This window comes from Massilia sp. DWR3-1-1, assembly GCF_049898325.1.
In the GTDB taxonomy this organism is placed as follows: Bacteria; Pseudomonadota; Gammaproteobacteria; order Burkholderiales; family Burkholderiaceae_D; genus JAFCUW01.
In genome coordinates this window covers 273,935-295,637 of sequence record NZ_JAFCXL010000001.1, presented here as the reverse complement: position 1 = coordinate 295,637, position 21,703 = coordinate 273,935, and the positions used below count along the sequence as shown (strand labels likewise).

The window sequence follows — 21,703 nt, the reverse complement described above, 5'->3', positions numbered from 1 at the left end:
GCTGATTGCGTCGCGATCAGGCCGCTGTCGGGGGGCCTAATTTTGCCACCGGCGCCGCCCGCAGCCGGTGCGCTTCGGGCATGCCCGCGCCCACCAGGGGCCGCAGGTAGCGCAGGAAGGCCTCGGTGACGCCGGTGCCGGCCGCGTCGATGAACACGTCTTCCATCACCCGCGTCTTGCCGGCCACCGCCTCGAGCGGCAGCAGCGCGTACTCGACGGCGTAGTCGGCGCAGCGGCGAATCGCCACCGAGCCGTCACGCGCGCCGTGAAGGGCGAACTGCACGGCCTTTTCGCCCACCTCGCGCGCCTCGCGCTGGTCGACGTCGGACACGCAGCCCAGGAACGAGCGCTGCACATAGCCGAAGGTGTCGCCGCGCACCCGCTTGATGCCCAACTGGTCCTTAATGGCGTCGCACAGCAGGTCGGCCAGCGCGCCCGTGCCCGACAGCTGGACGTTGCCGTGGGCGTCGCGCTCGACGTCCTTCGCCAGCAGGCTGGCGATGGCATTGCCGTCGGCGTCGTGGATGCCCTCGGAGACGGCAATCACGCAGCGGCCCAGGCGCGCATGCACGGCCTTGACGTCGGCCAGGAAGCGCGCCATGTCGAAGCTGCGCTCGGGCAGATAGATCAGGTGCGGGCCGTCGTCGGGGGTGCTGCGCCCCAGCGCCGCCGCCGCCGTCAGGAAGCCCGCGTGGCGCCCCATCACCACGCCCACGTAGACGCCGGGCAGGGCAGCGTTGTCGAGATTGGCCCCGGCGAAGGCCTGCGCCACGAAGCGGGCGGCGGACGGGTAGCCGGGCGTGTGGTCGCTGCCGACCAGGTCGTTGTCGATGGTCTTGGGGATGTGGATGCAGCGCAGCGGGTAGCCGGCCTGGTGCGCCTGCTCGCTGACGATGCGCACCGTATCGGACGAGTCGTTGCCGCCGATGTAAAGGAATTGCTCGATCTGGTGCGCGCGCAGCACGGCGAAGATTTTCTGGCAGTAGGCGACGTCGGGCTTGTCGCGCGTCGAACCGAGTGCCGCCGACGGCGTCGCCGCCACCCGTTCCAGCTGGGCCGTGGTCTCCCAGCTCAGGTCGACCAGGTCCTCGTCGATGATGCCACGTACCCCGTGCAGGGCGCCGTAGATGCGGCTGGCGCCGGCCTGGCGCGCCGCCAGCACCACCCCCACCAGCGACTGGTTGATGACGGCGGTGGGGCCGCCCCCTTGTGCAACGAGAATGCGTCCGGCTGCCATGCTGGTCTCCCGCGATTGGACAAGCCCCTAGGGTAACCCAATCGGGCCCGTTATTGTGGACGGCCGGCGCCGATCTGTTTGTCGAGGAAGCGCTCGACGCGGCGCCAGAAATCGAAGCGGTTTTTCGGCAGTGCCCAGCCATGGCCTTCCTCGCCGTACTCCACGTACTCGACGTTGGGATTGTTCACCTTGACGGCCGCGTAGAATTTTTTGCCGTGGTAGATCGGCACGCGCCGGTCGGCGCCGCCGTAGGCCAGCAGCAGGGGCTGGGTGATGCGGGACGCCTGCGCCAGCGGCGAGGTGGCCTGGAACTTGGCGTGGTCGGTCGCCGGGTCGCCCACCAGCACCGGCATGCCGTAGCGCTTCCAGATTTCGCTGACGTCCGAGGAGGCGCTCCAGTGGCCGTTGAACAGCAGTTCGATATCGGTCACGCCCACCCAGTCGACGCCGCAGCGGTACAGGTCGGGGTCGTTCACCAGTCCCATCAGGGTGGCGTAGCCGCCGTAGCTGGCGCCGGCGATGCAGATGCGCTTCGGGTCGGCCACGCCACCGGCGATGGCCCAGCGGGTGGCGTCGGCCACATCGTCCTGCATGGCCAGTCCCCATTGCTTCCAGCCGGCCTTGAAATGGTCGAAACCGTAGCCGGTACTGCCGCGAAATTCGGGCTCGAGCACGGCGTAACCGCGCGAGGCGAGGAACTGGGCATCGGCATGCCAGCCCCAGACGGAGCCGCGTACGTATGGGCCGCCGTGCACCAGCACCACCATCGGCAGGTTCTTGCCGCCGCCATCGTGCGGCAGGGTCAGCCAGGCCGGAATGCTGCGGCCGTCGCGCGCCTTGAAGCGCACCAGGTCCTGGCGGCCCATGCGCGCCGGGTCGATCTGGGCGTGCGCTTCGCCGACCTTGTTGAAGACGCCCGTTTCGGTGTTGAACAGGGTCGTCACGCGCGGCTGCTGGTCGGAATGGGACTGCACCAGCACCCACGGCGTCTGCGCGCGCGGCGCCACCGAGATCAGGTTGACGGTCGCGGGCAGGCGCGCATCGACGCGCGCCTGCAGCGCCTTCATGGCCGGATCGAACCACTCGGTGGTGTCGGCATCGGTTTTCAGGCGTACGCCCAGCAGGCGGTTCGCGGTGGCGAGCACGGCGCCGTCGAAGTCGAAATCGGCCACCCGCAGCACGGGCGTCTTCTCCACCGCGTTGGCGGCAAAATCGTAGCGGTACAGGGCGCTCTTGTCGGCGTTCATGCGCGCTTCGACGAACAGGGTGCCGTCGGGACCGAAGGCCACCGGCGTGAAGCCGCCGCGGCCGGAAAACAGGGAGAACTGGGCCAGCTTGCGCCATTTGTCCGTCTGCGGGTCGCGGTACCAGATCACGCTGTCGCCGCCGTCGACGGCGCTGGCGATGCGCGGTTCGCCCTTTTGGTCGAGCAGGAACTCGCGTGTGCCGGGTGGCCGTTCGATACCCGCCGTGCGGCCCGTCAGTGTATTGAGGCGCAACAGGTCGACGTCGCGCAGCTCGCGGCTGGCGTAGTTCGGGCTGGCCACGTAGACCCACTCTGAATTCTGCGCGCCAGGCTGGGACAGCATGAAGGTATGCCAGGGCAGCAGCTCGCGCATGCTGCGCTCGCGCACGAAGTGGTCGCGCCGCTCGGCCAGCTGGCGAAAGTAGCTGCCGTCGCGGTTGACCGCGTACAGCCCCGGCGCAAAGTCGATGTCGCCGTCGCCGAGCTGCTTGTCGGCCGACGTGAACAGCAGGCGCTCGTTGTTCACCCAGGCGAACTGGCCGATATCGGTGTCGCCGAAATTGGCCACCACCTTGATCGCCATCGAGCTCAGGTCGACCACGGCGAGCATGTCGCGCCCGCCTGGCTTGCTGGTGCGCACGGCCAGGAAGGTGGCGTCGGGCGAGAGCACGGCGCCGGAAAAGCCGGGGTTGTCGAAAAAGCCTTCGACGGGCGGCAGCGGCGATGGCGCGGCCGGCGCGGCACCGGCCACTGTCAATACGAAGGGGAACAAGGCGAGCACAAAAAGACGCTGCAGGAACATGGCGGGGGTCCGGTTGGTTTAACTTAAGTACAAGTTTGTAAGAATAGCAGCGAAAATCGTCGCCGTATAGCCGGACCCTGCAGGTGGTGGGCCTACTCCGGCGCCCGGATGTGGTCGACGAAGCCGGCGCTGGCCGCATCCGGCGCCGGCGTGCACAGGCTGACGACGACCAGCACGGCCAGCCCGGCCGGTACGCCGAACACGCCGGCCGAAATGGGGGCGATATGAAACCACTGGGCCGCCACGCTGCCGCCCAGGATCGGGTTGGTGTGGAGCATGTAGTACAGGCACACGATGAAGCCGCTGAGCATGCCGGCCAGCGCGCCGGCGTGGTTGGCGCGCTTCCAGAACACCCCCATCACCAGCGCCGGGAACAGCGCCGAACCGGCCAGCGAAAAGGCCGCGCCCACCAGCGAGAGGATGTCGGCCGGCTTTTGCGAGGCGGCGTAGGCGGCGATGAAGGCCACCGCCAGCAGCAGCAGTTTCGAAATCGTCACCCGCTTCTGGGTCGAGGCGCTGGGGTCGACCACCTTGTAGTAGACGTCGTGCGAGAGGGCATTCGAGATCGCCAGCAGCAGGCCGTCGGCGGTCGACAGCGCCGCCGCCAGGCCGCCGGCCGCCACCAGGCCGGAAATGACGTAGGGCAGGCCGCCGATTTCCGGCGTGGCCAGCACCAGCACGTCGCCGTCGATGGCGATTTCTGCCAGCTGGACGATGCCGTCGTGGTTGATGTCGGCGATGGCGATCAGGGGATTGACCTTGTCGACGTTGGCCCAGTACGAAATCCAGGTGGGCAGGTGGGCATAGTCGAGGCCCACCAGGTGCGAGTAGACGTCGTACTTGACCAGCACGGCGAGCGCCGGGATGGTGAGATAGACCAGCAGGATGAAAAACAGGGTCCAGAACACCGACACGCGCGTCTCCTGCACGCTCGGCGTGGTGTAGGAGCGCATCAGGATGTGCGGCAGGGCCGCCGTACCCAGCATCAGGCACACCACCAGCGCCAGGAAGTTATTGCGCCGCTCGTCGCTTTGCGCCGCGTCGGCGCCGGGGAAGGGCGTGGTGTGGCGCTCGGGCGGCTGGGCGCGGGCCAGGTTGGCGCCCTGCTGGTCGGCCCACAGGCGCGCTGCTTCCTCGGCCGTTTTCGGGTAGGCCATCAATAGCCGCTCGGCGGCGCGCCATTCCGACAGGCTGCCGTTGTGGCGGCGCACGGCGTCGAGTTTGCGGTGCAGGTCCTGCTTGCCCGCCTCCCACGACGCGGGCAGACCGCTCAGGCGCGCGCCGTACTGGTCGGCGCGCTGCTGGAAGATGGCGCGCACTTCGCGTTCCTTCGGATCGTTTTCGAGGGCGATTTCGCGCTGCGCCAGCTTGGCCAGCACGGCGCCGTACGCCACCTGGGGAATCGGGTTGTCGGCGTGCTTGACCGACAGCCATATGGTGGGAATGAGGAACGCGACCAGGATGATGATGTACTGCGCCACCTGGGTCCAGGTGATGGCGCGCATGCCGCCCAGGAAGGAGCACACGAGGATGCTGGCCAGGCCCAGAAAAATCCCCACCGAAAAATCGACCCCCGTAAAGCGCGAGGCGATCAGCCCCACCGCATAAATCTGCGCCACCACGTAGGTAAACGAGACGATGATGGTGGCGCCCACCGCGATCAGGCGCACGGCGGCGCCGCGTCCGCCCTTGTCCATGCCGCCGCCGCTGTAGCGCGCCGCCAGGAAATCGGGGATGGTGTACTGGGCGAATTTGCGCAGGTAGGGCGCGATCAGCAGCGCCACCAGGCAGTAGCCGCCGGTCCAGCCCATGATGTAGGCCAGGCCGTCGAAGCCGCGCAGGTACAGGCCGCCGGCCAGGCTGATGAAGCTGGCCGCCGAGATCCAGTCGGCGGCGGTGGCCATGCCGTTGAACATGGCCGGCACGCGCCGTCCGGCGACGTAGTATTCGGAGACCTTGGAGGTGCGGCTGAGGACCCCGATGGTGGCGTACAGGGCGATGGTGGCGAACATGAACAGGTAGCCGATCCAGGCCCGCTGCATGCCTTCGCTTTCGAGCACCGTCAAGGCCAGCAGGAAGGCGGCGAAGCAGGCGGTGAAGTACAAATAGTACTGGGCGAGCCGGCGAAAGCGCCGGGTGGCCGGGGTGGTGGCGGCGCTCATGGCCGAGCGCCTGCGCCTGGCGCGCCGTCGCTGCCCAGCCGCTGATGAAATTCGGTGTCGTAGCGGCGCATCGCCAGCGCGTAGGCGGCCAGGATGGCCAGGTAGATCAGGGCGGCGCCCTGCGCGGCCAGGTAAAACGACAGGGGCCAGCCGAACAGGGTCAGGCCGGCCAGCTCGCGGGCGAAAAAGGCGCTGCAAAACGTCGTCGTCAGCCAGGCCAGCAGCAGCGCCGAGGTCAGGCGCGTACAGCGCTGCCAGTGGCGCGCGCGGGCGGCCGCCAGCACCAGTTGGCGCTGGGCGGTGGCGCCGGCGTCATCGACGCCGGCATCGAAGACGGCATCGGTCGCGTGGACGGACGGCGGCGGCGCGGGAAAATCAGGTTGGGTTGTCATGATCGAAAACGGGTGGCGGGAAGCTGACGCGAAACAGGCTGCCCGGATTCTTGCGCAGGGGGCCATGGGGATTGCTGAAAATATCGACTTCGGCGCCGTGCTGCTGGGCGATCTCGCGCACGATGGCCAGTCCCAGGCCGCTGCCGGAAGCGCTGCTGCCGAGGATCCGGTAAAAGCGCTCGAACACGCGGCTGCGCTCGGACAGGGCGATGCCCGGCCCGGTGTCTTCCACCTCAAGCAGGGCCGGACTGCCACCGGCGCCGGCCAGCACGCGCACCGTCACGCTGCCGCCGGGCGCGGTGTAGCGCAGCGCATTGTCGATCAGGTTCGACAGCAGTTCGCGCAGCATCAGCGGGTTGGCGGCGATCATGACGACTTCATCGGGCGGCGAGGGCGCCTCGTAGCCCAGGTCGATGCGGTGGATGAACGAGGCTTGCACCCAGTCGCGCACGGTGTCGCGGGCCAGCGTGGCCAGGTCGGTGGGCACCAGGGGCGCGCCCGCGTGCGGCTGGTTTTCCGCGCGCGCCAGCGCCAGCAGCTGGTTGACCAGGCGGGTGGCCGATTCCGAACTCTTGGCCAGCTGCTCGAGCGAGCGGTGGATTTCCTCGGGATCGAGCTGGCGCAGCGCCAGCTCGGACTGCATGCGCATGCCCGCCAGCGGCGTTTTCATCTGGTGGGCGGCGTCGGCGATGAAGCGTTTTTGCATGTCGATCGTCTGCGCCAGGCGGCCCAACATGTCGTTGAGCGAGCCGACCAGCGGCGAAATTTCTTCGGGTACCTGGCGCGAGTCGATCGGCGAGAGGTCGTCGGGGCGGCGCGCGCGGATGCGTTCCTGCAGCTGGGCCAGCGGCGACAGGCCGCGCGCCAGCGCGAACCAGACCAGCGCCAGCACGATGGGCAGGATGATGAACTGCGGCAGGATCACGCCCTTGATGATTTCGTTGGCCAGCAGGGCGCGCTTGTCGAGCGTTTCGGCCACCTGCACCAGGGCGTTGCGGGCGTCGGCCGGGGCGGCGCCGATGGCCGGGCGCAGATTGACATAGGTATAGGCCACGCGCACGGGTGTGCCCTGCATGCTGGCGTTGCGAAAGACGACGGCGGCGCCGCGCAGGCGCTCGCGCTCGTCCTCGCTGGGCTGGGGCAGATCGCGGTCGCCGTCGACCAGTTCGCCGCGCGGCCCCAGCACCTGGAAGTAGACATGGTCGACCTCGTCGGCGCGCAGGATCTCGCGGGCGCTGCCGGCCAGTTGCGACACCACCCGGCCATCGACTTCGCGCAGTTGCTGGGCCACCACCGTCACCGCGTCTTCCAGCGCATGGTCGAAGGGCTGGTTGGCGATCGACTTGGCCACCAAATACGTGATGGCGATGCTCATTGGCCACAGCAGCAGCAGCGGCGCCAGCATCCAGTCGAGAATTTCGCCGAACAGCGAGTGCTGGATGCTCTCGTCCTGCTCGGCATCGGGCGCCTGGTAGGGGCCGGCGGACGGCGCCGCCGTCAGCGGCCCGGCATCGCGCTCGCTCACTTGGCCGCGTGGCCCGGGGCGGCGGCGTCGGTGCCGGCCTTTTCCAGGCAGTAGCCCAGGCCGCGCACGGTGGCGATGCGCACGCCATCGACTTCGATTTTCTTGCGCAGGCGGTGCACATAGACTTCGATGGCGTTGTTCGACACCTCTTCGCCCCATTCGCACAGGTGGTCGACCAGTTGCTCTTTCGAGACGAGCCGGCCGCTGCGCGCAAGCAAAATTTCCAGCAGTCCCAGTTCGCGCGCCGACAGGTCGAGCATCTGGTCGTTGATGTAGGCGCTGCGGCCGACCTGGTCGTACACCAGCGGGCCGTGGCGGATGACGGTGGGCCCGCCGCCGGCGCCGCGCCGGGTCAGGGCGCGCACGCGCGCTTCCAGTTCGGACAGGGCGAACGGCTTGGCCATGTAGTCGTCGGCGCCCAGATCGAGGCCGTTGACGCGCTGCTCGATCGAGTCGGCCGCGGTGAGGATCAGCACCGGCAGCAGGGACGCGCGCGCGCGCAGGCGGCGCAGCACTTCCAGGCCCGACATGCGGGGCAGGCCCAGGTCGAGAATGAGCAGGTCGAACTCCTGCGTCGACAGGGCGGTGTCGGCGTCTTCGCCGTTCTTGACGCAGTCGATCGCATAACCGGACTGGCGCAGGGAGCGCGTCAATCCATCGGCAAGTACGCTATCATCTTCGGCAAGTAAAATGCGCATCGTGAAACCCTTGATGTGTCAGTGACAGTGTGATTTGCATTGTGTTTCATTTATCGCCGCAAGGCGAGCTTTTGCTGTCGCCAGCGACGTTCACCCACGCCCGAGCAGCGATCCGCTACAAACACCGCTTGCACAAACTACTGTATGCTTGTACAGTACAGTACTGATTGTGATCTCCCTTTGGCCCTGCACCGGCCTTATCAAGACGAAAGAACATTATGGACGACAAGAAAACGAATTTGAACGCCGCGGAAAAAGTCAAGGCGCTGGCCGCGGCCCTGGCCCAAATCGAAAAGCAGTTCGGCAAAGGGTCCGTCATGCGCATGGACGGCAATGCCCCCATCGAAGAAGTGCAAACGGTCTCGACGGGCTCGCTGGGTCTGGACATTGCACTGGGCGTGGGCGGTTTGCCGCGTGGTCGTATCGTGGAAATCTACGGACCTGAATCGTCCGGTAAAACCACGCTGACGCTGCAGACCATCGCGCAAATGCAAAAGCTGGGCGGCACCTGTGCGTTTATCGATGCCGAGCATGCGCTCGACGTCGGTTACGCCCAAAAGCTGGGCATCAACCTGTCCGACCTGCTCATTTCGCAGCCGGACACGGGTGAACAGGCGCTGGAAATCTGCGACGCGCTCGTGCGTTCGGGCAGTGTCGACCTGGTGGTCATCGACTCGGTGGCGGCGCTCACGCCCCGTGCCGAAATCGAAGGCGACATGGGCGATTCCTTGCCCGGTCTGCAGGCGCGCCTGATGTCGCAAGCGCTGCGCAAGCTCACCGGTTCGATCAACCGCACCAACACCCTGGTCATTTTCATCAACCAGATCCGCATGAAAATCGGCGTCATGTTCGGTAGCCCGGAGACCACCACCGGTGGTAACGCGCTCAAGTTCTACGCGTCCGTGCGCCTGGATATCCGCCGTACCGGTTCGATCAAGTCCGGCGACGAAGTCATCGGCAACGAAACGAAGGTCAAGGTCGTCAAGAACAAGATCGCGCCGCCGTTCCGCGAAGCCCACTTCGACATCCTGTACGGTGCTGGCACCTCGCGTGAGGGCGAAATCCTCGATCTGGGTGCGGACAATAAAATCGTCGAAAAAGCCGGTTCCTGGTACAGCTACAACGGCGAGCGCATCGGTCAGGGCAAGGACAACGCCCGCCTGTTCCTGGTCGAGCGTCCCGCCCTGGCGCGCGAGATCGAAAACAAGGTCCGTGCCGCGCTGGGCGTGCGTGAGTTGCCGCCGCCGCTGCCTGGCGTGGCTGGCGCTGCGCCTGCCGCCGCCGCTGGCGCGGCTGGTGACGAGCCCGCCGCCAAGCCGTCCAAGGCCAAGGTAGTTGCCGAGTAAGGGCGCGGTCCCGCGTGATGTGTGCGGGCGGGGTGCGTAGCCACCCTGCTTGCCGCGGCCAGCGGGCCGTGGGGTCAAGGTCTGTGATGGTGTCGATCTGTTCAGTCTGTCCAATGGTTGCGCGTGCATCGCACGCGGCAGCGCCGCTGCAAAGTGGCGGGGCGGCGTTGTCACGACCGTCCCGCCTGTCAGGCAGCTGATGCGCGCTCCCCAATTGAGTTTAAAGGGGCGGGCCTTGCGTTATCTGTCGATGCGCGAGCACAGCCGGATCGAACTGGGTCGCAAGTTAAGCCGGCATGCGGAAGAGGGCGAGGATGTGGAAGCCTTGCTCGACTTCCTTGAACAAAATAACTGGCTGTCGACGGAGCGTTTTTCCGAGTCGCTGATCAACCGGCGCGGGGCACGCTACGGCAACAGCCGCATCGTCGCCGAGCTGCAGCAGCACGGTGTCAGCGGAGAAGCCTTGAAAGAACTCAAGAGCGGGCTGGTCGATACCGAAGCGGCCAGGGCGGCCGAAGTGTGGCGCAGGAAGTTCGGCGAAGTGGCGGTCGACGCCGCCGGGCGCGCCAGGCAGATGCGTTTCCTTTTGCAGCGGGGCTTTTCGCAGGCGGCGGTGCGCCACGCCATCAAGGGCATTGACGACGAGCACGATGATTGTTAGGCATTAATCTGGCCTGTAGGGCCCAGTTTCAAGGGCTACGTGGCAACCGGCCGCGGCGCTGGTGATGATTCTCTGCCGGGCGCCTCGTCTGACACTACGCCGCGCTTGCCGAGGGGCTGCTCGTCGAGTGATGGCGCCGGCGCGGACTCATTAGCCGTTTGACAAGCGAGCAGTTCGGCAACGGAGCAATCTAGCAATCTAGCAATCTCGCAACCGAGCAATCTCGCAACCCAGCAATTCACCACACCGATTTCAGCATGGCACCGCCGCTGCAGGTGCTCCGGGCAGGGTGCACCTGCACTTCACCGGTGGCGGAGCCATGCTCTTTTTATTGAGAAACACACAAAAGTGGACCCCTACTTTTGTGTGGACAAAGGCGCACACAAAAGTGAACCCCTACTTTTGTGTGGACTAGTCAGAGAACCCAAGGGAAAACCAGCTTACAGGCGCAAAGCCAGTCAGGCTAAAATCACCGGCACAGCCGGTAATTTTAGAGGGACGCAAGCCCGATTCGGATCATGCTTCGCCTCGTACAATGAAACTCACGGCTGGCGCCATTCACGGCTGTGGCCAACTGCTTGCGGGTCTTGGGGGAATGTATGCGATGAAAAGCACTGTCAGGGGAGGTCGGGCGACGCCGCACGGCGGCCCGCCGAACCCCGAGGCGACAGCAGATCCGCGTCGGGTTTGCGTCCCCTCTTAAATCATCCGGCTCCGCGGGTGATTTTTGAATTCCACACAAAAGTGGACCCCTACTTTTGTGTGGACTAGTCAGAGAACCCAAGGGAAAACCAGCTTACAGGCGCAAAGCCAGTCAGGCAAAAATCACCGGCACAGCCGTTAATTTTAGAGGGACGCAAGCCCGATTCGGATCATGCTTCGCCTCGTACAATGAAACTCACGGCTGGCGCCATTCACGGCTGGCGCCATTCACGGCTGTGGCCAACTGCTTGCGGGTCTTGGGGGAATGTATGCGATGAAAAGCACTGTCAGGGGAGGTCGGGCGACGCCGCACGGCGGCCCGCCGAACCCCGAGGCGACAGCAGATCCGCGTCGGGTTTGCGTCCCCTCTCAAATCATCCGGCTCCGCCGGTGATTTGTGCCTGACTATGTTTGCGCTTGTAAGCCGGTTCTCCCCTTGGCTTACCGACCAGTCCACACAAAAGTAGGGGTCCACTTTTGTGTGTTAGAATTTCCCGGTTTTAGCAGCGCCGCAAGAGCGGTTGCCACCACAGAAGCTGGGGTGGCGTGCATCAGCACACGGCTGCATCACCCATTACTGCCGCTGTGCCGGCACTGGTCTCTATGCCCTTGTCTCCTCCTGTTCCCCGCGCTTTACGGCATACCCGTGCGATTCACGTCGACGCGTTCGCCCGCGAGGATGGTCTGTGGGATCTGGACGCACGCATCAGCGACATCAAAACCCGTGACATCCAGCTCGCCTCGGGCCTGCGCCCCGCCGGCACGCCCGTGCACGACCTGAACCTGCGCATCACCATCGACCGCAGCCTGACCATCGTCGATGCCGAGGCGGCGTCCGACAGCGTGCCCTACCCGGGCTATTGCGACACCATCGGCCCGGCTTACAAAAGCCTGATCGGGCTGTCACTGATGAACCATTTCCGCTTGCGCCTGAAAGACCGCCTCTCTGGCGTGCTGGGCTGTACCCATTTGACCGAGCTGGCGCTGGTGTTGCCCACCGCCGCCTTGCAAGCCTATGCCAACGACGTCATCCAGACCCGCGACGGCGACGGCGAGGATGCCTCGACCGAACGGCCATTCCAGCTCGACCGCTGCCACGCCCTGCGTGTCGACGGCCCGGCTGTGGCCCGCTATTACCCGCGCTGGTACCTCAAGCCGGTTGCCTGTTAGTTTCGCCATGCGCCGCGGCGGGCGCAATAACAACGGTCGGTCTGGCGCTTCGTCCTGACGGACTATTCAGTATCGCCGTAGTTCCACTTATTTTTACCACATCAGTTTCAGAAGAAGGGAAGCCAGCATGAAGATCCATGAGTATCAAGGCAAGGAAATCCTCCGGCAATTCGGAGTGACGGTACCGCGCGGCATTCCGTGCATGACCGTGGAAGAGGCTGTCAAAGCGGCAGAAACGCTGGGCGGTAAAGTCTGGGTCGTCAAGGCGCAGATCCATGCCGGCGGCCGCGGTAAAGGCGGCGGCGTCAAGGTTGCCAAGTCGCTCGAACAGGTCAAGGAATACGCCGAGCAGATCATGGGCATGCAACTGGTCACGCACCAGACCAGCCCCGAAGGCCAGAAAGTGCGTCGCCTGCTGGTCGAAGAAGGCGCCGACATCCAGAAAGAACTGTACGTCTCGCTGGTCACCGACCGCGTCTCGCAACGCGTCGTGCTGATGGCCTCGAGCGAAGGCGGCATGGACATCGAAGAAGTTGCACACAGCAACCCTGAGAAAATCCACACCATCGCCATCGATCCGTCCACCGGCCTGCAAGACGCCGAAGCGGACGACATCCTGACCAAGATCGGCGTACCTGCCGCATCGATCGCCGACGCTCGCGCGCAACTGATGGGCCTGTACAAAGCGTACTGGGACACCGACGCTTCGCTGGCCGAAATCAACCCGCTGATCCTGACCGGCGACGGTAAAGTGATCGCGCTCGACGCCAAGTTCAACTTCGACGCGAACGCCCTGTACCGCCACCCTGAAATCGTCGCCTTCCGCGACCTGGACGAAGAAGATCCAGCTGAAATCGAAGCGTCGAAATTCGACCTCGCCTACATTTCGCTCGACGGCAACATCGGTTGCCTCGTCAACGGCGCCGGCCTGGCCATGGCCACCATGGACACCATCAAGCTGTTCGGCGGCGAGCCGGCCAACTTCCTCGACGTCGGCGGTGGCGCCACGGCGGAAAAAGTGACCGAAGCGTTCAAGATCATGTTGAAAAACCCAGGCCTGAAAGCCATCCTGGTCAACATCTTCGGCGGCATCATGCGTTGCGACGTCATCGCCGAAGGCGTGATCACCGCTTCCAAAGCCGTCTCGCTGCAAGTACCGCTGGTGGTACGCATGAAGGGCACCAACGAAGAAATCGGCAAGAAAATGCTGGCTGACTCCGGTCTGCCCATCATCGCCGCCGACACGATGGAAGACGCGGCCAAAGCCGTGGTCGCCGCTGCCGCCGCTCACGCTGCAGCCTAAGCTAAAGGAACTAACATGTCGATTCTGATCAACAAAGATACCAAAGTCATCACCCAGGGAATTACCGGCAAGACCGGTCAGTTCCACACCCGCATGTGCCGCGAGTACGCGAACGGCAAGGAAGCCTTTGTCGCTGGTGTCAACCCGAAGAAAGCCGGCGAAGATTTCGAAGGCATTCCCATCTACGCCACCGTCAGCGAAGCGAAGGCTGCCACGGGCGCCAACGTGTCCGTGATCTACGTACCACCAGCGGGCGCTGCTGCGGCCATCTGGGAAGCCGTTGAAGCCGACCTCGACCTGGCCATCTGCATCACCGAAGGCATTCCCGTGCGTGACATGATGGCCCTGAAGGACCGCATGGCCAAAGCCGGCTCGAAAACCCTGCTGCTGGGCCCGAACTGCCCCGGCCTGATCACCCCCGATGAAATCAAGATCGGCATCATGCCAGGTCACATTCACCGCAAGGGCCGGATCGGCGTGGTTTCCCGTTCGGGCACCCTGACGTACGAAGCAGTCGGTCAACTGACCGCACTGGGCCTGGGCCAGTCGACGGCAGTGGGCATCGGCGGCGACCCGATCAACGGTCTCAAGCACATCGACATCATGAAGATGTTCAATGACGATCCGGACACCGACGCCGTCATCATGATCGGCGAAATCGGCGGTCCTGACGAAGCCAATGCCGCTTATTGGATCAAGGACAACATGAAGAAGCCCGTCGTCTGCTTCATCGCTGGTGTCACCGCTCCCCCGGGCAAGCGCATGGGCCACGCCGGCGCGCTGATCTCCGGCGGCGCCGACACGGCACAAGCGAAGCTGGACATCATGGAAGAGTGCGGCATCAAGGCCACCAAGAACCCGTCGGAAATGGCGCGTTTGCTGAAGGCGATGTTGTAAAAATAAGTACTTTCCCAAATTCATTGTCGAGATAACATTTTCGACACGTCTCTGGGTAAAATACACGGGGAGCGGCGACGCTCCCCGTTTTTCGTTTACGCCGCGAAGATGACGCAGCGCCTTCATTTACTGAACAGGGAATGCCATGACAGCCAGGCTGGTGATCACGCGCGACAAGCACGACGTGCGCGACTTGCTGCTCGACGGCCGGCGCCTGACCCTGGGGCGCCATCCCGACAACGACATCGTGCTGGCCCATCCCACCGTGTCGAGCCGGCATGCGGCCATCACGCCGGATGGCGCCCTGCTGGTGCTCGACGATCTGGGCAGCAGTAACGGTACCCTGGTCAATGGCCAGCGCACGACCCGCGCCAACCTGGCCGCGGGCGACCGCATCGGCATTGCCGTGTTCGAACTGACGCTGGTGATAAGCGCCGCCAGCACCCTTGAAGCGGCCGCGCCGGCCTGCCTGGCCATCGAGAACGGCCCCCGCGCCGGCACCACGCTGGCCCTGGTCAAGCCGATGACCACCCTGGGCAGTCCCGGCGCGGCGATCGTCATCATCAGCCGTCATGGCGAGCTCTACCATATAGAAAAAGTGCAGGGCGACGGCCCCGCCAGCCTCGGCGGCATCGCCATCGACCGCCTGGCCCGCCGCCTGCACGACGGCGACCTGCTCGACATCACGGGCACACGCATGCGCTTTGTGTCACCCCCATCGCAATCTTGACTAGTTCCTACCAAGAACGACAATTTACGTACGGCAACTGACGAAATTTGTCATGTAGTGCGACAAAAAGCGTCGTTTACCATGAACTTTGTTATGCCGAACACATCAAAACGGGCGGTTTCTGAGCTGGCACACCTATTGCTCTATACCAAGTCAGTAGCACTGCACATACAACCCCACCCGAAGGAGCTTTAAAATGAAATCGATGAAAATGGTTAAGAAAGCACAAGCTGGTTTCACCCTGATCGAGTTGATGATCGTGGTTGCAATTATCGGTATCCTGGCTGCTGTCGCGATCCCTGCATACCAGGATTACGTGGCAAAGTCGAAGTTCGCCGCGGCCCTGGCGGAAGTGGCGCCGGTCAAGACCGGTATTGAAGTGGCCGTGAACGATGGCAAGACTCCCGTGTTTGGTGCTGTGACGACCCCGGCGACGCAAGCGGCAACCGGCGTTCAGGCGACCAATCCGAACACCACCGTTGCATTCAACCCTGCGTTTGATGCCACTGCGGCCACCAACATTGTGGAAGCCACGATCGTCGGCGGTTCGGCAGCAGTGGCTGGCAAGAAGATCACCCTGACCCGCACCAGCGCAACCGGTCAATGGGCTTGCACCACCACGGTTGAACAGAAACTCGCTGGTAGCTGCCTGTATGCAGCAGCAGCAGTCGCACCTTAATACCTGAAAGCGCCCAGCGCGCTTTTACGCAAAAACCCGCCGGTGGCGACACCGGCGGGTTTTTTCATTGGGGGGAAGTAAATCAGTCGCGCAGCCGGCGGCGCGCGTTGTCGCTGCTTATACCCCGGCCGTCCAGTCCCCTGATGTCCCCCCGTGCTTCTCCAGCACCCGCACATCCCTCATCACCATGCCCCGGTCGACCGCCTTGCATATATCGTAGATAGTCAATAAACCCACCTGCACGGCTGTCAGCGCCGCCATCTCCACCCCCGTCTTGCCATGGGTTTCCACCTGCGCGCGGCAGTGCACGCGGTTGCTGTTGGCGTCGATCTCGAAGTCCACCGTGACCCGCGTCAGCGCCAGCGGATGGCACAGGGGAATCAAGTCGCTGGTTTTTTGGGCCGCCATGATGGCGGCGATGCGGGCGAAGCCCAGTACAGATGCGGCTTGCGCGTGGACAATCAAGGCGCCCCGCCGATGGTCTCAGCCACCGATGAATGATGCTGTGGCCGCTGACGCTCTCAAGCGCGCCCGGTGCTCCTGGATTTTTTTGAGTTTGCCGACGACGCTCCGGAACTCAGGGTCATCTTGGCGGTCTCACCATAGCCGCGCCATCGTCACAATAACATTGACTGTCGCTCCCTTCCCAGCAAGGTGGACGGCAAGTTTGGCGATTGGCTGTGCGGGACATTGCGCCATGGAAGGAATTGTCCAGGATGAAGAATCTTGACGAACATGGAGATGCCATTTCGGCGGCGCTGGAGGCCACTTGTGCCCAGGAGGCGATTCACCTGCTTGGCACTGTGCAATCCTATGGTTTTCTGATGGTCGTGGACGTTTCATCCCGCTCCATTGTGCAAGTCTCCTCGGGGATTGCGCATCATTGGCCCGGCTTGCAGTCTGCCAACTTGCTGATCGCCGCGCCCCTGTGCGATTGGGTCGCTGGTGTGGATGCCGGCGACACGCTTGACCTTGAATCGCTGCCCACATCGCGCGGGCTGCTATTGCAGTGGCGTCCCCGATTCGAGCAGACCTGTACGGCGCCGCAGCAGACTGCGGCGGCAGGCTGGGAGTGCCTCGGGCACCGGTGCGGGACGATAGCCTTGCTCGAATGGCTGCCGGTGGATGGTAGTGTCGATGAGTTGCGGCACCAGTGTCAGATAGTCGCCGATTTTGGCGCGGTACTTGCCCGCTTGCGCCATGCCGTGGGACTCGACTCTTTTTTTGATGTATGCGTGCAGGCAATCCAGGAAGTCAGCGCATTTGACCGCGTGATGATCTATCGATTCCTCGCCGATGGCGCTGGCGAAATTGTGGCTGAGCACACGTCCCCGGCGTGCGAGCCGAAATATCTGGGACTGCGCTTTCCCGCTTCCGACATTCCCAGCCAGGCACGTTCGCTCTATCTGATGAACAAGCTGCGCGTGCTGGCCGATGTGGAAGCCCCGATGGATACGCTGCTTCCCCCGACTCTGCCCGGCGGCGCCGTGCTCGATCAGAGTCACGGCATGTTGCGTGGCATGTCGCTGGTGCACCTGTCTTATCTTCGCAACATGGGCGTGCGCGCCACGCTCACCCTGTCGATTGTTTGCGACGGCAAGCTGTGGGGACTGGTCGCCTGCCACCACCATCAACCCAAGACGCCACCGCACCAGGTCAGGGAAGGCCTGCGCCAGATCTGTGAACTGCTGGCGGAAATCATCGCTATGCGCGTGGAGACATTTTCCAAGCTGGAATCGATGCGTCAGCGCGTTGCCATCGACAGCTTGTTAAACCAGTTTCATCAGGCCTTGATCCAGGACGGCGACATTCCCAACCTGCTCGAGCTCTGGTTGCCCGAGCTGTTGAAGGCATTCGGTGCGAGCGGCCTGGGTGTGCGGATCGGCACGCTCGCCTATGTCGGGGGGCAGGGCAAGCAACTGGGCTCGGCCCATCAGATACTCGATGAAGCTGGGGCGCGGATGGACCTGCAGAACCGCAGTCCGCATGTGCTCGCCAGTGACGATCTGCTGACCTCGACGACAGGCGCCTTGGCGTTTCTGCCCGAAGCGGCTGGACTATTGCTGGCGCAGCGCTTCGAGGAGGACATGATTTTTTGCTTCGTGACGCGGCCAGAGGTGGTGCAGCAAGTACGCTGGGGCGGCGAGCCCGTCAAGGATGTGGTGACGCTTCCGAACGGTATGATTCGGCTGGAGCCGCGCCGGTCGTTTGCCGTGTGGCAGCAGTCGGTGCAAGGCCGCTCCGATCCCTGGACGCAGAACGATGCCGATGCATTGCAAATGCTGCTGCAAATACTGAGCGAAGTCAACCGAGTGCAGGTCAACCGGAAACTGCACGACACCTTGCACTGGCGGGCCCACCACGATTTTCTCACCGGACTTTACAATCGTCGCGCCATGGAAGACGAGGTGTCGAGGCGCCTGGACGATGGCCAGTTCAATACCGCGCTCATGCTGCTGGACGTCGACCATTTCAAGAAAATCAACGACACCTACGGCCATGACATCGGCGATTGGTTCGCGTCAACTATCTTGGCCGGTCGGCGTCAATTATCTTGGCCGGTGAAGCGAGGCGTCGTTAATCCTTTTTTGCTTTCGGTTTAGTGTCCGTTCTGGCCGGGGCCTGCGTGGCAGCACGGCGCCGGTAGCTCTCAACGTTTAATTCGAAGATGGTCGAGTGATGCACCAGGCGATCAACCGCGGCCAGCGTCATCGCCACCTCCGGAAACACCTGATCCCAGCCAGAGAATGGCTGGTTGGCCGTGATCGCCAAGCTTTTTCGTTCATACCGCGCCGCGATCAATTCGAACAGCACAGATGTTTCGGCCTGGTCGCGCCGGACGTAGCTCAAGTCGTCCAGGATCAGCAGGTCGAAGCGATCCAGCCTGGCGATTTCGGCTGGTAATCGCATCTCGCTGCGCGCTACCTGCAGCCGCTGAACCAGGTCGCTGGTACGCGTAAAGTGAACCCGGTAGCCGCGATCGATCAGGCCGTTACCGATCGCGCACACGAGATGGCTCTTGCCGACGCCGGGCGGCCCGAACAGCAGCAGGTTGGCACCTTGTTCGACCCATCCGTCACCTTCAACCAGTGCCGTGACATGAGCTTTCGATACACTCGGCACGCTGGTGAAGTCGAAGCTCGATAGCAGCTTACCGGGCAACAGCTGAGACTCCAGCCGGTGCCGTTCCAAGCGACGTGTTTCCCGCTCGGACAGCTCGTGCTCCATCACTGCGGCAAGGAAGCGCTCGGCGGGCCACCCTTCCTTATTCGACTGCTCAGCCAGGCCTGCCCACAGGCGTTTGACGGTTGGCAGCCGCAATTCGGTGAGGATCAGCGGCAATCGTGCCGCAGCGCCCGTCATGCGGCCTCCAGCAGGCGGTCGTAACTGGCGAGCTCGGGCAACCTGACGGTCACTGATGGGTACAGTCCGGGACGCGGAGCGAGTTCATGTCGCAGCTGCTCCAGATCCGGTAATGCGCCAGCCGCGAGCAACGGCACCAGGCGCTGGGCCAGTTCTGCCTCGCAGCCCCCGTTACCAGCCAGATCGAGCAAGCCGACCATCAGCCGGCAGGCGCCGGCCTCGGGCAGCTGCTCCTTGAGCTGCTCCCACATCTGACGGTACTCGGTGCGTGGGAACAGTGTGTCGCGAAGCACTGAGCGCGCTAGTGCGCCAGGCTTGCGCTTGAGCGCCGGCAGCAGGTGTCGGTAGTCGACCACCTTGCCGCGCCCGTTGGCCGCGTCGGACTGGCCCCGCCGCAGTTCCAGCACGCATACGTTGCCGAGCCAGCATTCCAGCTTCTCGCTGTAGACCCGCACTTTCAAACGGTGGCCCACCAGTCGCGACGGCGCCGAGTACAGCACCTTCTTGACGGTCATCGTTCCGTACTTGGTGACCCTGGCGTCGACTTCCTCGTAGTCACTGCTGCGCCGTGCCGGCAACGCTCTGAGTTGGCTACGCTCTTCGTTGAACTTGCGCGCCACGCGCGCATTGAGGCGGCCGAACACCTCGGCTACGAAGCGACGATAGGCGTCCAGATCGGTGAAGTCACGGTGTCCGCGCAGCAGCAACGCTTGCTCGAGCGTCCGCTTGAGGGAGTTCTGGCGCGATTCGATCGAGCCGTTCTCATGGCTGACGCCCAGATTGTTGCGACTTGGCCGCATGCCGTAGTGCGTGCACAGCGCCTCGTAACGCCGCGTCAGCAGCTCGTGTTCCGTCTTGTTCTTGAAGGCTGCCGCCAGGCTGTCGGTCCGGTGTTCCTCAGGCACGCCACCCATCATCCACACCGCGTTCTGCAGCCCCGACGACAGTGCCATGAAGCTCTCGCCGCCCAGCACCACTTCGACATAGCGCCAGCCCGAGTATGCCAACGCAAACTGATACAGCAGGTGCAGCAAGGCCACCCCGGCCACAGTCACCTGCAGCACGGCGGCGTGCGTGAAGTCGGACAGCCCCAAGCGACCGGGCGGGTGCGCCTGTGCGAAGAACACCTCCCGCTCCGCGCCATGGCTGGCGCCCCAGGTGCGCACGCGGCGCTGCAAGGTGCGCAGCAGCGCGTCATCGTAGCTCCCTGGATGGCGCCGTTGCACTTCCTCCAGCAACGTCGTGGCCGTCAGTGCCGGCGACGCTTCCAACATCGGCACGATCTCGCTGTGCCAGACCGCTTCGAATGGATCGGCGCGGGTGCGCCACGTACGTGCATCCCGTTGCGACGGCAATGCTTCTGTGCCGTCGAGCCGGCGTGCTGAGCGCACGCTGATGCCGGCCTTGGCGGCGGCGACTTCCTGGCCGTGACTGGTTCTAAGTTTCTTGTAAATGCCCACTTGGTGATCCCCAATGCGTTTGCCGGCCACTCGTCGTCTCCCCAGCTCCATGCTGAATGAAACAACTGTAAACCTCGCTTCCGCACCGGGCCGGTTTCAGGTGACAAACCGGCCAAGATAGTTGTCGTCTACCGGCCAAGATAATTGTCGCTCACCAGGCGATCAAGTGTTGCAGCAATTAAGCCTGCGCTTGAAGGCCGTAATGCGGGGACTTGACCTGCTGGCGCGGTTGGGCGGTGATGAATTCATGTTGTTGTTGCAGGTGCTGCGGCCCACGCCTGCCACGGTGCTGACCCTGGCCGAGCGGCTGCACCAGGCAGTCTCGGCGCCGTTCGACATCAATGGAAAACAATTTCGAGTGGGCATTTCCGTGGGCATTGCCATTCCACCCGCCCATGGCCGGACAGTCGATCAATTGCTGCGGCATGCCGATCTCGCCTTGTACCAGGCGAAAACCCAGGGCCGCGCTCGCAGTGTCGTGTTCGAGCTGGCGATGGCATCGGATCAGCGGGACGCCTATCTGCTCGAGTGCGACCTGAACGAGGCGGTGGACCGCAACCAGCTCTCGCTGGTGTTTCAACCGAAGGTCGATCTGCTCAGTCGTAAAGTGATCGGCGTCGAGGCACTGGTGCGATGGGACCACCCCACGCGCGGTCAGAACAGCCCTGGTACATTCATCCCGATGGCCGAGCACAGCGATCAGATCGTACGCATCGATCGCTGGGTCATGCGCAGCGCGATCGCAGAGCAGGCCCGCTGGCGAGCGCAAGGATTGATGAAGCTGCCGGTGGCGATCAATCTTTCGATTGTCGACATCCTTTCGCCGAACCTGGTGAGCTATCTGACTGGTTTATTGATGGAATACCATGTGCCGGCGGACGCACTGGAAATCGAGGTGACCGAATCGTGTGTCATGAGCGAACTGACCAAGACCCAGGGCGTCCTGCGGGCCCTCAACGAAACCGGCATCGCCACCACACTTGATGATTTTGGCACGGGTTTTTCCTCGCTCAGCTGCCTGCGCCAGTTGCCACTGCAGTGTCTCAAGATCGATCAATCCTTCATCCAATGCATGCTGCAGGATCCCCACGCAGAGAAGCTGACCCAAGCCATCGTCGCCATGGGTATTGCCCTGAAAATGAGCATTGTGGCGGAAGGGATAGAGACCAGGGAGCAGATGCATTGGCTGCTCGCACATGGGTGCCACATCGGTCAGGGCTATTATTTCAGTCCGCCGGTCGCCCCCGACGACCTGCCGCAAGTGATCGAGCGGATCGAATTGCGATTGTCCGCCTGACCACAAGGGCTGCGGTCACGCTCCTGGACAAGC

At 63.7% G+C, this 21,703-nt stretch carries 17 protein-coding genes and 1 pseudogene; 9 read left to right on the top strand and 9 right to left on the bottom strand.

The annotated features are described in order from the left end of the window. Positions 1–16: 16 nt before the first annotated feature. The 6 genes from ACP7EY_RS01395 to ACP7EY_RS01370 all read right to left on the bottom strand — a co-directional run bounded on the left by ACP7EY_RS01395 (position 17) and on the right by ACP7EY_RS01370 (position 8,062). Positions 17–1,237: a 6-phosphofructokinase gene (locus ACP7EY_RS01395; RefSeq protein WP_426189688.1), complete on the bottom strand. Its 1,221-nt coding sequence runs from the start codon at positions 1,235–1,237 to the stop codon at positions 17–19. Positions 1,238–1,287: 50 nt separating this feature from the next. Further along, positions 1,288–3,285 (bottom strand): alpha/beta hydrolase family protein, encoded by a 1,998-nt coding sequence (locus ACP7EY_RS01390; RefSeq protein ID WP_426189686.1) that lies wholly within the window; start codon positions 3,283–3,285, stop codon positions 1,288–1,290. A 92-nt stretch (positions 3,286–3,377) separates the two neighbouring features. Beyond that, positions 3,378–5,447, bottom strand: coding sequence for a sodium:solute symporter family protein (locus tag ACP7EY_RS01385; protein ID WP_426189684.1), 2,070 nt, complete (start codon positions 5,445–5,447; stop codon positions 3,378–3,380). Next, the gene (locus ACP7EY_RS01380) at positions 5,444–5,839 is read right to left on the bottom strand and encodes a DUF4212 domain-containing protein (protein ID WP_426189682.1); all 396 of its coding nucleotides are present in this window, start codon (positions 5,837–5,839) and stop codon (positions 5,444–5,446) included. Before ACP7EY_RS01380 ends, ACP7EY_RS01385 begins: the two co-directional genes overlap by 4 nt. Beyond that, a complete protein-coding gene (locus ACP7EY_RS01375) occupies positions 5,823–7,364 on the bottom strand; it encodes a sensor histidine kinase N-terminal domain-containing protein (protein ID WP_426189680.1) in 1,542 nt (513 codons plus the stop codon). Before ACP7EY_RS01375 ends, ACP7EY_RS01380 begins: the two co-directional genes overlap by 17 nt. Then, positions 7,361–8,062, bottom strand: a complete 702-nt coding sequence (locus tag ACP7EY_RS01370; protein WP_426189678.1) for a response regulator — start codon at positions 8,060–8,062, stop codon at positions 7,361–7,363. The genes ACP7EY_RS01375 and ACP7EY_RS01370 overlap by 4 nt, the downstream gene beginning before the upstream one ends. A 218-nt stretch (positions 8,063–8,280) precedes the next feature. On the opposite strand from ACP7EY_RS01370, the gene recA reads away from it, so the two are divergent. The 7 genes from recA (at position 8,281) to ACP7EY_RS01335 (ending at position 15,550) form a co-directional block, all read left to right on the top strand. After that, the gene (recA, locus tag ACP7EY_RS01365) at positions 8,281–9,408 is read left to right on the top strand and encodes a recombinase RecA (protein WP_426189676.1); all 1,128 of its coding nucleotides are present in this window, start codon (positions 8,281–8,283) and stop codon (positions 9,406–9,408) included. A 199-nt stretch (positions 9,409–9,607) separates the two neighbouring features. Next, positions 9,608–10,069: a recombination regulator RecX gene (gene recX, locus ACP7EY_RS01360; RefSeq protein ID WP_426189674.1), complete on the top strand. Its 462-nt coding sequence runs from the start codon at positions 9,608–9,610 to the stop codon at positions 10,067–10,069. Positions 10,070–11,374: 1,305 nt separating this feature from the next. Further along, on the top strand, positions 11,375–11,941 hold the full coding sequence (locus ACP7EY_RS01355) for a DUF2889 domain-containing protein (RefSeq protein ID WP_426189672.1): 567 nt from the start codon (positions 11,375–11,377) through the stop codon (positions 11,939–11,941). A 127-nt stretch (positions 11,942–12,068) separates the two neighbouring features. Further along, a complete protein-coding gene (sucC, locus tag ACP7EY_RS01350; protein ID WP_426189670.1) occupies positions 12,069–13,244 on the top strand; it encodes an ADP-forming succinate--CoA ligase subunit beta in 1,176 nt (391 codons plus the stop codon). 15 nt (positions 13,245–13,259) lie between these two features. Further along, positions 13,260–14,141: a succinate--CoA ligase subunit alpha gene (sucD, locus tag ACP7EY_RS01345; protein ID WP_426189668.1), complete on the top strand. Its 882-nt coding sequence runs from the start codon at positions 13,260–13,262 to the stop codon at positions 14,139–14,141. 145 nt (positions 14,142–14,286) lie between these two features. After that, positions 14,287–14,871 carry an FHA domain-containing protein gene (locus ACP7EY_RS01340; protein ID WP_426189666.1) on the top strand — a complete coding sequence of 195 codons (585 nt, stop codon included), beginning with the start codon at positions 14,287–14,289 and terminating at the stop codon, positions 14,869–14,871. A gap of 196 nt (positions 14,872–15,067) precedes the next feature. Continuing rightward, positions 15,068–15,550, top strand: coding sequence for a pilin (locus tag ACP7EY_RS01335; protein ID WP_426189664.1), 483 nt, complete (start codon positions 15,068–15,070; stop codon positions 15,548–15,550). 117 nt (positions 15,551–15,667) lie between these two features. Here the strand turns inward: ACP7EY_RS01335 and ACP7EY_RS01330 are convergent. Further along, positions 15,668–16,003: pseudogene (locus tag ACP7EY_RS01330) on the bottom strand (cyclic pyranopterin monophosphate synthase MoaC); the annotation flags it as partial. Positions 16,004–16,266: 263 nt separating this feature from the next. Here ACP7EY_RS01330 and ACP7EY_RS01325 point away from each other — a divergent pair. After that, the gene (locus ACP7EY_RS01325; protein WP_426189662.1) at positions 16,267–18,153 is read left to right on the top strand and encodes a diguanylate cyclase domain-containing protein; all 1,887 of its coding nucleotides are present in this window, start codon (positions 16,267–16,269) and stop codon (positions 18,151–18,153) included. Here ACP7EY_RS01325 and istB read toward each other — a convergent pair. Then, positions 18,128–18,913: an IS21-like element helper ATPase IstB gene (istB, locus tag ACP7EY_RS01320; RefSeq protein ID WP_426189660.1), complete on the bottom strand. Its 786-nt coding sequence runs from the start codon at positions 18,911–18,913 to the stop codon at positions 18,128–18,130. The two genes, ACP7EY_RS01325 and istB, sit on opposite strands and share 26 nt — an antisense overlap. Further along, positions 18,910–20,403, bottom strand: coding sequence for an IS21 family transposase (gene istA, locus ACP7EY_RS01315; RefSeq protein ID WP_426189658.1), 1,494 nt, complete (start codon positions 20,401–20,403; stop codon positions 18,910–18,912). The genes istB and istA overlap by 4 nt, the downstream gene beginning before the upstream one ends. A gap of 136 nt (positions 20,404–20,539) precedes the next feature. Here istA and ACP7EY_RS01310 point away from each other — a divergent pair, with 136 nt between their 5' ends. Further along, entirely contained in the window at positions 20,540–21,670 is a 1,131-nt protein-coding gene (locus tag ACP7EY_RS01310) for a putative bifunctional diguanylate cyclase/phosphodiesterase (protein WP_426189656.1), read from the top strand. Positions 21,671–21,703 lie beyond the last annotated feature (33 nt).